This window comes from Oscillospiraceae bacterium (genome assembly GCA_025757985.1).
Classification (GTDB): Bacteria; Bacillota; Clostridia; order Oscillospirales; family Ruminococcaceae; genus Gemmiger.
Genome location: CP107210.1, coordinates 2,471,675 through 2,487,324, shown reverse-complemented (window position 1 = coordinate 2,487,324; position 15,650 = coordinate 2,471,675). Strand labels below are relative to the sequence as shown.

Sequence of the window (15,650 nt, the reverse complement as noted above, 5' to 3'; positions counted from 1 at the left end):
CCTACGCTCTATTATGCTTTCTTCTTTTTCAAAAACTTGCCGATCAGCGTGTCCAGCATGCTCAGGACCTCGCGGATATTCATGACGCAGATCACGGCCGTGATGCCCACAACCGGCAGCGCCCAGTGGGTCAGCTTCATCATGCACCAGATCTCCGCCAGCACCAGCGCCAGATTCAAAATCAGCCACGCCGGGTGGAAGTCGATCTCCAGCAGGCCGCGGGTCGAGTAAGCGCGCAGCAAAAACACCAGCATCAGGCTCAGGAAGCTGGCCAGCGTGACGCCCCACGGGCCCCACAGCCGGATAAAGCAGTAATTCAAAATCAGGTTCAGCACCGCACCGGCCAGCATCGTGACCAGCGACCCTGTGCTGCGCTTATAGACCACATAGATGCTGTTCAAAAACTGGTTCATGCAGGTCAGCATTGAGCAGAGCGTCAGGAACGGCACAAAGGTCCATGCGTCAAAATACTCGGCCTTGAACACCCGCATCAGCAGCTGGCACAGCATAATGATGCCCGCCACGCAGCAGAACAGCACGCTTGCATACACGCGGAAGATCTTGGAGAAAAACGCCTCGCGGTCAGTCTCCTCGGTCACGGCCGAAAGCTGCCACGCCTCATAGAAGATGCTGCCCAAAATCGTGATGATCTGCGGCAGAAAATACCCCGCCGAGAGCAGCCCGACCCAGTGGTTGCCGGTGCGGCCGCCGTAGTCCTCGCACAGGGCCTGCACAAAGAACATATCGCTGGCGTTGATGATCCAAAAGCTGATGGACGCCGGGATCATCGGCAGGCAGTAGCGCAGCATATCCCGCCAAAGCCCGCGGTCAAACCGCTTGGGCTTGCAATACCGCCAACAGCCGCCCGCAAAAAAGACGAACACCATCGAGGTCAGGTCCGCCAGCGCGTTGGCCAGCAAAAAGCCGGTCGCGCCCATCCGCAAAACGCTCAGGAACAGCAGGTAGTACAGTAGCAGGCTGAGCGTTGTCAGCACGCCGTCTATCGCCACCAGCCGGTTCAGCATACGGGAGCGGATGAACTGGGTACAGAGCGTGCGCAGGCAGCTTGCCAGCACGCAGAGGTAGAGGAAAGGCAGATACTCGGCCGCGTTGGGGATCAGGCTGACCAGCGGCATGGCGAGCAGCAGCACCAGAAAGCCCAGCCCAATGGTGGCCGCACCGTTGACAAAGACGCTGGCCTTGTCGTTTTCCTTATCAAGGCCGAACCGGATGATCGCGTAGGCAACGCCCAGACTGACCACCGGTATAAGCAGGTTTGTGGCCTGCTGCAGCAGGCTTGACACACCCATAACATCGGGTGAATCGAGCGCGTAGCTAAGATACGGCCGGATAAAGAAGCTGAGCAGTTTGGAGCTGAAGTTTGAGATGGCAAACAGCAGCGTATTGCTGACCAGCGTTGTGTACTTTTTTTGTGGAGATGGCAAGGTGTGTACCTCCCTTATTTGTAGAGTATGAAGCCTTCCCCTCCGGGGGAAGGTGGCCGAGCGAACGCGAAGGTCGGATGAGGGCAAACCTTCCGCCAGCACCCCGTTCACGGGCAATCGCGGCAAACTCCCCCCTCATCCGTCTGCGGGCGGGGCCGCAGACACCTTCCCCCCAGGGGGAAGGCTTTTTCAGCCGTCACCGCATTTTCAACAGCTTTTCCCGCTGCCTGTAATCCGGCAGGACTTTTTCCACCGCCGCCCAAAAGGCGGGGCTGTGGTTCGGGTGGGCAAAGTGGCAGAATTCATGCACCACGACATATTCCTGTGCAGCCGGCGGCATCACGCAGAGCCGCTGTGCAAACGCCAGCGTGCCGGTGCGCAGGCTGCAGGAGCCCCAGCGGGTGTGCATGTCGCGCACGGCGATTTTGGGCATCTGCCCGCCCGGACATACCGCTGCAAACTGCGGATAGTATGCCCGGCACAACGCCTGCATATGGGCCAGCGCCTCGGCTTTCGGCGGCAAATCCGGCTGTTCGGCCTCCTGCGCGCGCCGTGCGGCGGCGCGCTGCTGGGCGGCGCGCACCCAGTCGGCGCGGGCCGCCACAAAAGCGTCCACATAGGCGGCCGGCACCCGCGCCGATGCACTGGCCGCAACCGAGCCGTCCGCCCGGACGCGCAGATTGATGTTGCGCACCCGCCGCCGCGTCAGCGTGTAGGTGATGCCGCCCGCCGCGCGCTGCTGCACCTGCTGTGTAGCCAAGCCCCCGCCCCCTTACCAGAAATATATATGCCATATTGTACACGCATTTGCGGGAAAGTGCAACACCCCTGACTATGCGCTTTACCGCCAAAGGGTGCCTTATTTTTGTAAAACGCAATTGCCGTAAGCATAGGTTTATGCTATGATAATTATAAAACATTGTGCTATGAGGTGACCGCTATGACTGCCGCGCAACAGCAACAGGCCGCAAAAAAATTTGCCGCCTACTGGAAGGATAAGGGCTATGAAAAAGGCGAAAGTCAATCCTTTTGGCTTTCTCTCTTGCGTGATGTCTACGGCGTGCAACAGCCGGAGCAGTTCATCACTTTTGAGGAACAGGTTCACCTCGACCACGCCAGCTTTATTGACGGCGCGATACCGTCCACCAAAGTGCTGATTGAGCAAAAAGGTCTTGGCAAAGACCTGAACAAGCCCATCAAGCAATCAGACGGCACTATGCTGACGCCGTTCCAACAGGCAAAGCGTTACATCACAGAATTACCGCTTTCCCAGCATCCGCGTTGGGTCGTGACCTGCAACTTTGCGCAGTTCTATGTCTACGATATGGAGCGCCCCGGTGGCGAGCCGGAAATCATCGCGCTGGCAAACCTTGAAAAAGAATACTATCGTCTGCAATTTCTGGTGGACACCGGCAGCGAACACCTTAAGCGTGAGATGGAGGTTTCCATTGCCGCCGGTGAAATTGTAGGGCTTTTGTATGACGCGCTTTACAAGCAGTATGCCAACCCGCAGGCCGAGCAATCGCTGAAAAGTCTGAACAAGCTGTGTGTGCGGCTGGTATTCTGCCTGTACGCCGAGGACGCAGGGATTTTTGGGCGGCACGGTATGTTCCACGACTATCTGGCCGCGTTCGACACGCGCGGTATGCGCAAGGCATTGGTGGAGCTGTTCCGCGTGCTGGACACCAAGCTGCAAGACCGTGACCCCTATCTGCAGGACGATAACCCGGAGCTGGCCGCGTTCCCCTATGTCAACGGCGGCTTGTTCAGTGATGAAAATATAGAGATACCGCCCTTTACCGATGAAATCCGCAATTTGCTGCTGAACAAAGCCAGCGAGGATTTCAACTGGGCGGAAATCAGCCCCACGATTTTCGGCGCTGTGTTTGAAAGCACCCTGAACCCCGAAACGCGCCGCAGCGGCGGTATGCACTATACCAGCATCGAGAATATCCACAAGGTCATTGACCCGCTGTTTCTGGACGCACTGAAGGCGGAGCTAAACGAAATTTGTGAAAACCCCATAGAGCGCACAAAGAACGCCAAACTGCGGGCTTTTCAGCGCAAGCTGGCCGGGTTGAAATTTTTAGACCCCGCGTGCGGCAGCGGCAACTTTTTGACCGAAACATATCTAAGTCTGCGGCGGCTGGAAAACAAAATTCTGCTGGAACTTTCCCACGGACAGGTGACGATGTACACCGCCAGTGAAAGCCCGATACAGGTTTCCATCAGCCAGTTTTACGGCATTGAAATCAACGATTTTGCAGTGACGGTTGCCAAAACCGCACTCTGGATTGCCGAAAGCCAGATGATGAAGGAAACCGAGAAAATCCTGCTTGTGCCGCTGGACTTTCTGCCGCTGAAAACCAACGCTTATATTGTAGAAGGCAACGCCCTGCGCACTGATTGGGAAAGTGTTGTACCCAAAGGCGAGCTGAATTATATAATGGGCAACCCGCCGTTTGTTGGGCATCAGTGGAGAAGCAAGACGCAGGCAGATGATATGAAGGCAGTGTTTTATGACCTGCCTAAGCATGGAAAACTGGATTATGTAACGGCTTGGTATCAAAAAGCGGCCGACATCATGCAAAACTCTGCTATCACAACAGCATTTGTATCTACAAATTCTATTGTTCAGGGCGAATCAGTGGGCATATTGTGGGCGCATTTGTTTAATAAAAAAGGCATCGAAATACAGTTTGCGTATTGCTCTTTTGTATGGGCGAGTGAAGCAAAAAGTAAGGCTGCCGTACATTGTGTGATTATAGGCTTTAGTACGCAGCACCAACAGGCGTTAAAAAAATTGTTTGACAATGCTATCTATCGTGAAGTGCCACACATCAACGGATACTTATTGGATGCGCCAGATGTATTTATTCAATCCAGAGGAAAACAACTGACGGACGGATTGCCTGAAATGAGTAAGGGAAGCCAGCCCACAGATGGGGGACATTTGTTATTGACTGGCGATGAGAGAATGGCCTTGCTCTCAAAACATCCGGAGTGTGCAGACTATATAAAGCGGTTTGTTGGTTCAAGAGATTTGATTAACAATGAATATAGATATTGTCTTTGGTTGAAAGGGGTTTCGCCAAAAGAGTACTGCAACATACCTGAAATTATGCAACGGTTGAAGTGCGTAGCCGAGTGCAGACGAAATAGTCCTACGGCTTCGGTCAGACAAGATGCAGACATTCCGATGCTGTTTACACAGATTCGGCAACCGAGCGGCGACTATTTAGCAGTTCCGGAGGTGTCCTCAGAAAACAGAAGATACATACCGATTGGATTTTTGACTGCTGATATAATAGGAAGCAATAAACTGTATATTATTCCATCTGCAACACTTTATATGTTTGGTGTTATGATGTCGAATGTGCATATGGCTTGGATGCGGGTTGTATGTGGAAGATTGGAAATGAGATATAGTTATTCACCTGCTGTATACAACAACTTTCCATGGCCTACACCAACCGAACAGCAAAAGGCCAAAATTGAGCAGACTGCACAAGCCATTCTGGACGCACGCGCCCTTTACCCGGATTGCAGTCTGGCTGACCTGTACGATGAACTGACCATGCCGCCGGAGCTGCGCAAAGCCCACCAGGACAACGACCGCGCTGTGATGGACGCTTACGGCTTTACCAAAGGCACCGCCGCCCGCACCAGCGAGAGCGCCTGTGTGGCCGAACTGATGAAACTGTATCAGAAGATGGTTTCCGGTCAACAATAAAATTGACCAATTACCATCAAAAAACTCCGGGGGCGTTTGCTCCCGGAGTTTGCTTTTATTGGGGCTGCATCGGCTTGCTGCGATCCATACACAGGATGCGGCTTTCACGCAGCACTTCTTTCTGCAAAGTGTGGTGCGATTGCGGTACACAGCAAGGGGTAAAAGAAAAAGTCCTTAATTTTTTAACGAATCTTCATTAAAAAATCAAGGACTACATTTGGTGACCCTCACGTCCATCTCCCGCGCCCTAAAAACAGTCCGCAGGACTGTTTTTGCCCCGCGGGACGCTGACGCGGGGTTGCGACTTGCGGTTACCGCATCAGGCTGCGCCCCTTGGGCGGGGCTTGCCTTCTGCGACCGCTGCGCCTGCTCCGGCTTCCTGTTTCCGCCGCAGGCGGCGGTCGCCTCCGCAGCAGGCTGTTCGATTCCCGCACGGGTCACCATTTACGCCCGACACCTGTTGAAAAGTAAATATAAAGAAAAAAGCACTACCTCAAATGAAGTAGTGCTTTTTGGTGACCCGTACGGGAATCGAACCCATGTTACAGCCGTGAAAGGGCCGTGTCTTAACCGCTTGACCAACGGGCCTTATAATACAAGATTTCGCTAAAACAGCAAGCAACTTATCGGCTACTATTGCAACCGACCCCCAAGTATTTTAGCGAAATCTTGTATCATGTGGTAGCGGTAACTGGATTTGAACCGGTGACACTTCGGGTATGAACCGAATGCTCTAGCCAACTGAGCTATACCGCCACATTTGTCTGTGCGCTCTCGAGAACGCTATATTATTATAGCCGACAGTGTCCCCTATGTCAAGTAGTTTTCCCCGAAAAATTTCAAAAAATACAAAAAAATCCCGCATTGCGGGTGCAATGCGGGGAAAAGGCTCTAAAGGCTTCCCACGAGGGGCTGCGCCCGCAGGCGCGTGTCGGAGCGCAACCGCCGAAGGCGGCTCTTAGCGCGGAGACTGAAGCTGTCGCCAAAGGCGGCTGATGAGGGGCGGCGCTGTCTCTATAACCCGTCAAAGGGATACTGCAAGAACTTTGCCCCTCATCCGGCCTCGGGCGGGGCCTCGGCCACCTTCCCCCTTTGGGGAAAGGCATTCTGCCAAATTACTTCTTGTTGGGCACCAGCACAGCCTTGCCGCCCATGTAGGGGCGCAGGACCTCGGGGATGGTGACGCTGCCGTCGGCCTGCAGGTGGTTCTCGAGGAAGGCGATCAGCATACGCGGCGGGGCCACGCAGGTGTTGTTGAGGGTGTGGGCCAGCTGGGTCTTGCCGTTCTCATCCTTAAAGCGGATGCGCAGGCGGCGGGCCTGAGCATCGCCGAGGTTGGAGCAGGAGCAAACCTCGAAGTACTTCTGCTGGCGGGGGCTCCATGCCTCAATATCGCAGCTCTTGACCTTCAGATCGGCCAGATCGCCGGAGCAGCACTCCAGCTGGCGGACGGGGATCTCCATGGAGCGGAACAGCTCGACAGAGTTTTTCCACAGCTTATCGTACCAATCCATGCTGTCCTCAGGCTTGCAGACGACGATCATCTCCTGCTTCTCGAACTGGTGGATGCGGTAGATGCCGCGCTCCTCGATGCCGTGGGCGCCCTTCTCCTTACGGAAGCAGGGGCTGTAGCTGGTCAGGGTCAGGGGCAGCTTGGCGCCGTCCAGCGTCTGGTCGATAAAGCGGCCGATCATGGTATGCTCGCTGGTGCCGATCAGGTAGAGATCCTCACCCTCGATTTTGTACATCATAGCGTCCATTTCAGGGAAGGACATAACACCCTTGACCACATCGCCGTGCATCATGAACGGCGGGATGACATAGGTAAAGCCCTTGTCGATCATGAAATCGCGGGCATAGGCCAGCACAGCCTCATGCAGGCGGGCAATGTCGCCCAGCAGGTAGTAGAAGCCGTTGCCGGAGACGCGGCCGGCGGCGTCGAGGTCGATGCCGTCGAAGCTCTCCATAATGTCAACATGGTACGGGATGGGATAGTCAGGCACAACCGGCTCGCCGAAGCGCTGGACCTCGACATTGTGGCTGTCATCAGGGCCGATGGGCACGCTGGGGTCGATCATCTGGGGGATCGTGTACATGATCTCCTGAATCTTGGCCTGCAGCTCGGTCTCCTTGGCTTCCAGCTCCTTCAGGCGGTCGGCCTGCGCGGTGACCTGCTTCTTGATTTCCTCGGCCTCGGCGGCCTTGCTGGGGTCCTTCTTGGCCTGACCCATCAGGGCGCCGATCTGCTTGGACAGCTTATTGCGGTTTGCGCGCAGGTCGCTGGCCTCGCCGATGGCGGCACGGTACTCGGCGTCAAGCTGGATGACCTCGTCTACGAGGGGCAGCTTGGCGTCCTGAAACTTCTTCTTGATGTTTTCCTTGACGGCGTCCGGGTTTTCACGGACAAAGCGAATGTCTAACATAATGGTACTCCTCTATTAAAATTTCAATAATAGATAATCCTAAAGGCTTCCCCCTCGGGGGGAAGCTGCCGCCCGCAGGCGGCTGATGAGGGCGAGGTTCATCTTCATTGCCCGTCAGCGGGTCATTGTTGGAAACTCGCCCCTCATCCGGCCCGCGGCCACCTTCCCCCAAGGGGGAAGGCTTTGGAGCGGTTGCTGTTCTGTAGGGGTCGATGCTTGCATCCGCCCCTACAAATTGCCGGGTTTTCACCCTTCCGGGTCATACATTCCCAGCAGGCTCACAAACTTTTGCAGCATATCATCGCTGTAAAAGTCGATCTTCAGCGAGCCCTTGCCGTCCTTGTAATCGACATGGACCTCGCTGCCGGTGACCTCCTTTAGCGCGGCCTCCACCTCGATGGCGCGCTTGGGGCGGGTGAAGTTATCCTTGACCTTGGGCGGCTTGGCGGGCTTGGCCAGCTTTTTGCAGAGCGCCTCGGTCTGGCGGACATTCAGGTTCTGCGCAATGACCTCGGCGGCGGCTTGCCGCATCAGCTCCTCGCCGGGCAGCCCCAGCAGGACCTTGGCGTGGCCGAAGCTTAGCTTGCCCTCGCTGACCAGACGGCGCACATCCTCGGGCAGGGCCAGCAGGCGCAGGCTGTTCGCCACGGCACTGCGGCTTTTGCCCAGCTTTTTGGCGGCGCTCTCCTGCGTCAGGCCGTATTTATCGATAAGCTGACGGCAGCCCTCGGCGACCTCGATGGGGTCCAGATCCTCGCGCTGCAGGTTCTCGATCAGGGCCAGCGCGGCGGCCTGTTCATCAGTGACATCCTTGATGATGACCGGCACCTCGACAAGGCCGGCCAGACGGGCGGCACGCCAGCGGCGCTCGCCCGCAATGATGATGTACCCGGGGCCGACCTTTTTGGGGCGGACGGCGATGGGCTGCAGCAGGCCGTTTTCCACAATACTGTCGGCAAGCTGATTCAGGGCATCGTCGTCAAACCGTTTGCGGGGCTGCTCCGGGTCAGGCTCGATCTCGCGCAGCAGCAGGGTGGAACCGGACGCTTCGCTTCCGGTATCGTCGGACAGATCGGCAAACAAGCTGTCGAGCCCCTTGCCCAATCCGCCCATCTTCTTCTTGGCCATCGGCGTCCCTCCTTATCGCTCATTGTTTGCTAAAAATTCCCGCGCCAGCTCCATATAAGCCTCGCAGCCCTTGCCGTTCGGCTCATAGAAGTTGATCGGCATGCCGAAGCTGGGTGCCTCGCTCAGCCGCACGGTGCGGGGAATGACAGCCCGGTACACCTTGTCGCCAAAGTACTTTTTCACCTGCGCCACGACCTGCATCGTCAGGTTCAGCCGCCCGGAATACATCGTGAACAGCACGCCCTCGATGTCGAGGTGGCGGTTGTACTTCTGGCGCACGGTTTTAAGGGTGCCCATCAGTTCGCTCAGGCCCTCCAGCGCGAAAAATTCACACTGCATCGGGATCACAACGGTGTCCGCTGCACAGAGCGCATTGACGGTCAGCAGGTCGAGCGACGGTGCGCAGTCGATGAAGATGTAGTCATACAGCGGCACGACCGGCGCCAGCACCGTGCGCAGGCGCATCTCACGCCGGGGCACCGAGACCAGCTCAATGGGTGCGCCCGCCAGCTGCGTGTTGGAGGGCAGCACATCTGCGTTGTACTCGCTCTTGATGATGGCCTCGCGGACATCATCATCGTCGATCAGGCAGGTGTAGGTGTCGGCCTCGACCTTGTTTTTTGCGATGCCGTAGGCGGATGTCGTGTTTCCCTGCGGGTCCAGATCCACGATCAGGACCTTTTTGCCCAGCGCCGCCACACAGGCGCTCAGGTTGACGGCGGTCGTGGTCTTGCCAACGCCGCCCTTCTGGTTTGCTATTGCGATGACTTTTGCCACGCCGTACCTCCCCTGTTTTCTTGCAATTTTCAGCGGCAGAGGCCGCTTATATCTATTATAGCACAAAGATCAGGGTTAAAAAAGGGGTTAAACAGAAAAAAGCCCCGGTAAATGTTCCACGTGGAACATTTACCGGGGTAAAGGCTTCTCCCTTGGGAGAAGCTGTCTGCGAAGCAGACTGATGAGGGGCGGCCTTGGCTCTACTGCCCTCTTTACCGGGCGACACCCTTACGCGCCCCTCATCCGGCCTTTGGCCACCTTCCCCCTAAGGGGGAAGGCTTTTCTTTCTCACAGCTTCACCGCAAACTCGCTGTCCTCCTTCTTGGGGTCGTTGTCCTGCTTGCCTGCCGTCCCGTCACTGCTCACGGGGATGCGCACTATGTACTCAAGGCATCCGTCATGCTTGTCACAGTGCGTGGTGGCAGCTATCCCCTTTTGGGTCATCAGATCGACTGCGTGCTGCAGCGTGTTCACGAAAAATCGCACATCCCGCACCATCGGGATCGTGCGGCGGCAGGGGCTGGGGCTGCCCGGGGCCGCCAGCATCTGGTCCACCAGCCTGTCGGCCTGCCGCACGCTCATCTTGTCGCGGGCCATCTTCTCCAGCGCCGGGGTGCGGCGGCTCTCCGGCAGGCGCAGCGCGGCGCGGGCATGGCGCTCGCTCAAGTGGTTGGCCGTGCAAAGCTGTTGCTGCTCGGCTGTCAGGGTCAAAAGGCGCAGCTTGTTGGCCAGCGCGGGCTGGCTCAGACCCAGACGGCGGGCAGCCTCGGCCTGGGTGCAGCCCCACAGCCGGATGACCTCCTTGATGCCGCGCGCCGTGTCAAACGGATCCAACTGGCTGCGCTGCAGATTTTCGAGAAGTCCCAGCGCGGCGGATTCGCTGTCGTCATAGTCGGCAAGGATAGCGGGGACCTTTTCCAGCTTGGCCAGCCGGCAGGCACGCAGCCGGCGCTCCCCTGCCACAAGCTGATATTTGCGGATGCCGACCCGCCGCACGCTGATGGGCTGCAGCAGCCCGTTCTGCAAGATGCTGACCGCCAGCGCAGCGATTTCCGGCTCATCAAAGGCGGTGCGCGCCTGATAGGGTGACGGCTCAATGCAATCCACAGGCAGCATCAGGATGCGCCCCTGCTTTTGGATATCATTCTTCGGCAATTTCGTTTCCTCCCCTTGGGTTTACTGCGTGCCTGCCGCAAAGGCGGCCCACAAAAATAGCTATGCTTTTTCTACAAAAAGCATAGCATATTTTATACGCCCGGAAAAGAAAAATCGTTCGCCCGGTTATTCTGTTTTTCGCGCTGTTACAGCGGTTTTTTTGCGATTTTTCCGCCGTTTCGGGGGTAAACGGTCGGAGTCTGCGATATTTTTCTGCAGAATACCAGCCCGCGTGCGCTGCCGTCCGGCAGGGTGAACTGGCGCGTTTCCTCGTACTGACCGCCCAGCTTTTTCAGCGCATTGGCGGCGGCCTTCGCCTCGGCGTCTGCCTCTGGGCCCTTCATGGCGATGAAGCTGCCGCCGACCTTTACAAGCGGCAGGCAGTACTCGCTCAGGACCGGCAGCGCCGCCACCGCGCGGGCGGATGCGACATCAAACTGCTCGCGCCAGATTTTGCGGGCAGCCTCCTCGGCGCGCTCCTTGGCAAATTCAACGCCGGTCAGCCCCAGCTCGGCACAGGCGTATTTCAAAAAGTCCACCCGCTTGCCGGTCGGCTCCATCAGGGTCAGCTGCAAATCGGGCTTGTAGATCTTGGCCACGATGCCGGGAAAGCCCGCGCCGGTGCCGACATCCACCAGTTTGCCCTGCACCTCAGGCTGGGCTGCAAACAGCAGACTGTCCGCAAAGTGGCGGTCCTCGATGCCCTCAGGGCTGGTGATGGCGGTAAGGTTGACCTTTTCGTTATAGCTGACGAGCAGCTCGGCGTATTTGTCCAGCAGGTCCAGCTGGGTACCGGTCAATTCAATGTTCCATGTGGAACATTTGGTTGCTAATCTTGCTTTATCTATCATCTGCTTTTTTCCTTATCACTGCTTTGTAGGGGCCGGGCATGCCCGGCCCTCAACCTTGTCGTTTCTACCCTTTTGGGGCAATACATTTTACGCCGCGGGCCGGGCATGCCCGGCCCCTACAGGGTGGTTCACTTATTTTGCTTCAACAGCACAATACTCAGCTGCGCCAAGTCGCTCGGCGATACACCGGGTATCCGCCCGGCCTGGGCCAATGTCCTTGGCCTGATCTTCGCCAGCTTTTCACGGGATTCCAGCGTCATCGTCTCGATCGGCGCATAGTCGAAATCCTCCGGGATAACCACACTCTCATGGCGCTGGATGTCGCGGATGATGCGCTCCTCCCGCGCGATGTACCCGGCGTAGCGGATCTCCGTCTCTATGCGCTGCGCCATGGCGGGGGTCACGCCCTCGCCGCGGCCGATGACCTTTGAGACCAAATCATAATTGATGTAGGGGCGGCGCATCAACTCCATCGCCGTGCCGCCGATCTCGCCCAGCTCGGCGCCCTCGGGGGCAGCGGCGCGCAGGTCGGCCAGCTTAATGCTGGTTGTCTCCAGCCGCTTCAGCTCGGCCTGCTTGACCTCGCGGTCACGGCAGAACACCGCCCACCGCGCATCATCAACCAGCCCGTATTCCCGGCCGATGGGGGTCAGCCGTTCATCGGCGTTGTCCTGCCGCAGGCTCAGGCGGTACTCGCTGCGGCTCGTCATCATGCGGTAGGGGTCCAGCACACCCTTCGTCACAAGGTCATCGACCAGTGTGCCGAGGTAGCTTGTATGCCGCGCCAGCACCAGCTCTTCTTTGCCAAGCGCATGGCGGGCGGCGTTCAAACCGGCCAGCAGGCCCTGCGCAGCGGCCTCCTCGTAGCCGGAGGTGCCGTTGAACTGCCCGGCACCGTAGATGCCGCCCACGACCTTGCTTTCCAGCGTGGGCTTCAGCGTGGTGGGGTCCACGCAGTCGTACTCGATGGCGTAGGCCGGGCGCATGATTTCAAGATGCTCAAAGCCGCGTATCGTGCGGTACATCTCGTTCTGCACAGCCTCCGGCAGGCTGGACGAAAGCCCCTGCAGGTACATTTCCTCGGTGTCCTCGCCGCAGGGCTCGACAAAGACGGGGTGGCGCTCCTTTTCTTTAAAGCGGACGACCTTATCCTCGATGGACGGGCAGTAGCGCGGGCCGACGCCCTGAATATCCCCGCCGTAGAGCGGCGAGCGGTACAGGTTGTCGAGAATGACCTTGTGGGTCTCGGGGTTGGTATAGGCAATATAGCAGTTGACCTTGTTGTGCATCGGCACGCGGGTCATAAAGCTGAACGGCTGCAGCTCGCTGTCCGGGTCGCCGGGCTGGCACTCAAGCTTGTCAAAGTCGATGCTGCGGCGGTGGACGCGGGCCGGTGTGCCGGTCTTGAACCGGCGCAGCGTAAATCCGTGCGTGATCAGGTCGCAGGTCAGCGCCGTAGCGGCATGGGTGCCGTCGGGGCCGCTGTCATAGTGGGCATCGCCCACAAAAATGCGGCCGCCCAAATTGGTGCCGGTCGCAACCACGACCGCCCTGCAGGCATAGTAGGCATGCAGGTTCGTGAACACGCCGCAGACCTTGCCGTCCTGCACGTCCACGCCGACGATCTCGCCCTGATGGATAGCAAGGTTGGGGGTCTTTTCCAGTGCGTGCTTCATCCAGATATGGTAGCGTTTGCGGTCGGTCTGCACCCGCAGGCTGTGTACGGCCGGGCCTTTGCCGCGGTTGAGCATCCGGCTCTGCAGGTAGGTCGCATCGGCGGCAAGGCCCATCAGGCCGCCCAGTGCATCGACCTCGCGCACAAGATGCCCCTTGGCCGTGCCGCCGATGGACGGGTTGCAGGGCATATTGCCGATGAAATCCAGCGACAGCGTGAACACCGCCGTCCTGGCCCCCAGCCGTGCCGCCGCGTGGGCAGCCTCTATTCCCGCATGCCCCGCGCCGATCACGATGACATCGTAGGTTCCGAGTTTATCCATATACTTTCCTTCTTACCCTATCTTTTGCAGAATATCCTCGCAGACTCCTGCGAAATTTGTATCCAGTTCATTGTTGCCATAGCGCAGCACGCGGCAGCCAATGCTTTGCAGATACGCCGTGCGATGTGCGTCATACTCGGCAGCCTGCGGTTCGGTATGCTGTGCGCCATCCAGCTCTATTACCAGTTTACACGATGGAATATAAAAATCAACTATAAAATTGCCAATCATTTTTTGACGGTGGACCGTTTGCGGGAGATTTTTTAGAAAGTCATACCAAAGATGCCGTTCCTGCCGGGTCATTTCTTTGCGGAGGGTTCGGGCATTTTTGCGTAACGGATTTATGGTTTTGATGCCTTTCATAGTTTGCCTCCACTTTCTAAAGGCTTCTCCCCCCGGGAGAAGCTGCCGCCCGCAGGCGGCTGATGAGGGGCGGCTTGACTCTATTGCCACTTTACCGAGTTGCCGCCGGAGACTCGCCCCTCATCCGGCCTGCGGCCACCTTCCCCCGCAGGGGGAAGGCTCTCCCCAAAAGGCTTCTCCCTTCGGGAGAAGCTGCCGCCCGCAGGCGGCTGATGAGGGGCATCTTGACTCTATTGCCACTTTACCGAGTTGCCGCCGGAAACTCGCCCCTCATCCGGCCTGCGGCCACCTTCCCCCGCAGGGGGAAGGCTCCTTGTTATTTACTTACTTGCCCACGCAGAAGGTTTCAAACACTTCATCGATTGTCGCGGCTGTCGCATCCTCGCCGGTTAAATCATACAGGGCTTGTAAGGCGTCCGTCAGGCAGACGGCGGCGGCGTCCAGCCCAAAGCCGTCCTGCCTTGCGCGGATGGCTTCGGCCAGCGCATCACGCGCGCGGGTCGCGGCTGAAAGCTGGCGCGCGCTGCAAAGCTGCGCTGCACCCGGGTCCAGCTGTGCCGTACCCAGCAGGTCGGCCACGGCATTGGTCAGCGCCTGCAGGCCGACGGCTTCCTTCGCGCACATCGGCACGATCTTTTTAAAATACGGCTCCAATGTTCCATGTGGAACATCCTGCTCCCCTGCCAGATCCTGCTTGTTCAGCACGGCGATTGCGGGGCGGCCCTGACACCTGCGGGCCAGTTCCAGATCATCATCAGACAGCGGCTGCGCGGCATCGAACACCGCCAGCACAAGGCCCGCCTCGTCCAGCTTTTTCCAGCTGCGGCGGATGCCCTCGGCCTCGATGGCATCCCCGTCCGCGCCGACCTCGCGCACACCGGCGGTGTCAAACAGATTCAGCCGCACGCTGCCCAGCTGGACGGCCTGCTCGACAATATCGCGGGTCGTACCCGCCACCGGCGTGACGATGGCGCGGTCAAAGCCGGCCAGCAGGTTCAAAAGCGTGCTTTTGCCGACATTGGGGCGGCCCAGCAGCACGCAGTCCACACCATGGCGCAGCACCGCACCGGCACTGTAGCCGTTGATCAGTGCGTCCAGCTCGGTTTTCTGCGCGGTCAGGGTGCGCACAAACGCCTCATCGGACAGTTCCGGCACATCCTCCTCCGGGTAATCGACCCATGCGGTCAGGTGGGCGTTCAGCGTTTGCAGCGCGGTCTGTATCTTGCCGATGCGCTTTGCCAACCGCCCGTCCAGTGCCGATTTTGCCAGCGCGGCTCCCTGTCGGCCGTTCGCCGCAATAACCTCCATTACGGCCTCGGCCTGCGTCAGCGACATCCGGCCGTTTTCCAGTGCGCGGCGGGTAAACTCCCCCGGCCCGGCCGGTAGACAGCCTGCCGTGATCAGTGCCTCCTGCAGGCCGTCTGCCATCGCCGTGCCGCCGTGTACCGACAGCTCGATGACATCCTCGCCGGTGTAGGAGTGCGGCGCCCGGAAAAACAGCGCCACACACTCGTCCATCTCGACCCCGTGCAGCAGGTAGTGGCCCAGCATGGCTGTGTAGCCTTTGGCATCGGCAACGCTTTTGCCCTGCCGCACCGGCGCAAATATTTTACTGACGATGGCGTAGGCGTCCGGGCCGGAAACGCGGACCGTGGCAATGCCGCCCTCGCCCGGTGGGGTTGCCAGCGCGCAGATGGTTGTATGCAGTTCCATGTGGGTGCTCCTTTTTTTATGGGAATACTTTAGAATACCATGAAACAGGGATATTTTCCAGTAGG

The 15,650-nt window shown here is 58.2% G+C and carries 11 protein-coding genes and 2 tRNA genes; 1 reads left to right on the top strand and 12 read right to left on the bottom strand.

Going from position 1 to position 15,650, the window contains the following annotated elements; all coding sequences use genetic code 11:
• Nucleotides 1–11: 11 nt before the first annotated feature.
• Nucleotides 12–1,445 carry a polysaccharide biosynthesis C-terminal domain-containing protein gene (locus tag OGM67_11860; GenBank protein UYJ34266.1) on the bottom strand — a complete coding sequence of 478 codons (1,434 nt, stop codon included), beginning with the start codon at nt 1,443–1,445 and terminating at the stop codon, nt 12–14.
• A gap of 196 nt (nt 1,446–1,641) precedes the next feature.
• On the bottom strand, nt 1,642–2,205 hold the full coding sequence (locus OGM67_11855; GenBank protein ID UYJ34265.1) for a M48 family metallopeptidase: 564 nt from the start codon (nt 2,203–2,205) through the stop codon (nt 1,642–1,644).
• Nucleotides 2,206–2,385: 180 nt separating this feature from the next.
• On the opposite strand from OGM67_11855, the gene OGM67_11850 reads away from it, so the two are divergent.
• The gene (locus OGM67_11850; protein UYJ34264.1) at nt 2,386–5,178 is read left to right on the top strand and encodes an N-6 DNA methylase; all 2,793 of its coding nucleotides are present in this window, start codon (nt 2,386–2,388) and stop codon (nt 5,176–5,178) included.
• Nucleotides 5,179–5,691: 513 nt separating this feature from the next.
• On the opposite strand, the gene OGM67_11845 is transcribed toward OGM67_11850, so the two are convergent.
• The 10 genes from OGM67_11845 to mnmE all read right to left on the bottom strand — a co-directional run bounded on the left by OGM67_11845 (nt 5,692) and on the right by mnmE (nt 15,585).
• Nucleotides 5,692–5,766: transfer RNA gene (locus tag OGM67_11845), tRNA-Glu, on the bottom strand.
• A gap of 91 nt (nt 5,767–5,857) precedes the next feature.
• A tRNA-Met gene (locus OGM67_11840) sits at nt 5,858–5,934 on the bottom strand.
• Between the two features lie 359 nt (nt 5,935–6,293).
• Nucleotides 6,294–7,601 (bottom strand): serine--tRNA ligase, encoded by a 1,308-nt coding sequence (gene serS, locus OGM67_11835; GenBank protein ID UYJ34263.1) that lies wholly within the window; start codon nt 7,599–7,601, stop codon nt 6,294–6,296.
• A 246-nt stretch (nt 7,602–7,847) separates the two neighbouring features.
• On the bottom strand, nt 7,848–8,729 hold the full coding sequence (locus OGM67_11830; protein UYJ34262.1) for a ParB/RepB/Spo0J family partition protein: 882 nt from the start codon (nt 8,727–8,729) through the stop codon (nt 7,848–7,850).
• Nucleotides 8,730–8,741: 12 nt separating this feature from the next.
• Nucleotides 8,742–9,506, bottom strand: coding sequence for an AAA family ATPase (locus tag OGM67_11825; protein UYJ34261.1), 765 nt, complete (start codon nt 9,504–9,506; stop codon nt 8,742–8,744).
• A gap of 288 nt (nt 9,507–9,794) precedes the next feature.
• Entirely contained in the window at nt 9,795–10,661 is an 867-nt protein-coding gene (locus OGM67_11820) for a ParB/RepB/Spo0J family partition protein (GenBank protein UYJ34260.1), read from the bottom strand.
• Nucleotides 10,662–10,807: 146 nt separating this feature from the next.
• Nucleotides 10,808–11,512 (bottom strand): 16S rRNA (guanine(527)-N(7))-methyltransferase RsmG, encoded by a 705-nt coding sequence (gene rsmG, locus OGM67_11815; GenBank protein UYJ34259.1) that lies wholly within the window; start codon nt 11,510–11,512, stop codon nt 10,808–10,810.
• 128 nt (nt 11,513–11,640) lie between these two features.
• Nucleotides 11,641–13,509 carry a tRNA uridine-5-carboxymethylaminomethyl(34) synthesis enzyme MnmG gene (gene mnmG / locus OGM67_11810; GenBank protein ID UYJ34258.1) on the bottom strand — a complete coding sequence of 623 codons (1,869 nt, stop codon included), beginning with the start codon at nt 13,507–13,509 and terminating at the stop codon, nt 11,641–11,643.
• Between the two features lie 12 nt (nt 13,510–13,521).
• Nucleotides 13,522–13,872: an endonuclease domain-containing protein gene (locus tag OGM67_11805; protein UYJ34257.1), complete on the bottom strand. Its 351-nt coding sequence runs from the start codon at nt 13,870–13,872 to the stop codon at nt 13,522–13,524.
• A 324-nt stretch (nt 13,873–14,196) separates the two neighbouring features.
• The gene (gene mnmE, locus OGM67_11800; protein ID UYJ34256.1) at nt 14,197–15,585 is read right to left on the bottom strand and encodes a tRNA uridine-5-carboxymethylaminomethyl(34) synthesis GTPase MnmE; all 1,389 of its coding nucleotides are present in this window, start codon (nt 15,583–15,585) and stop codon (nt 14,197–14,199) included.
• Nucleotides 15,586–15,650 lie beyond the last annotated feature (65 nt).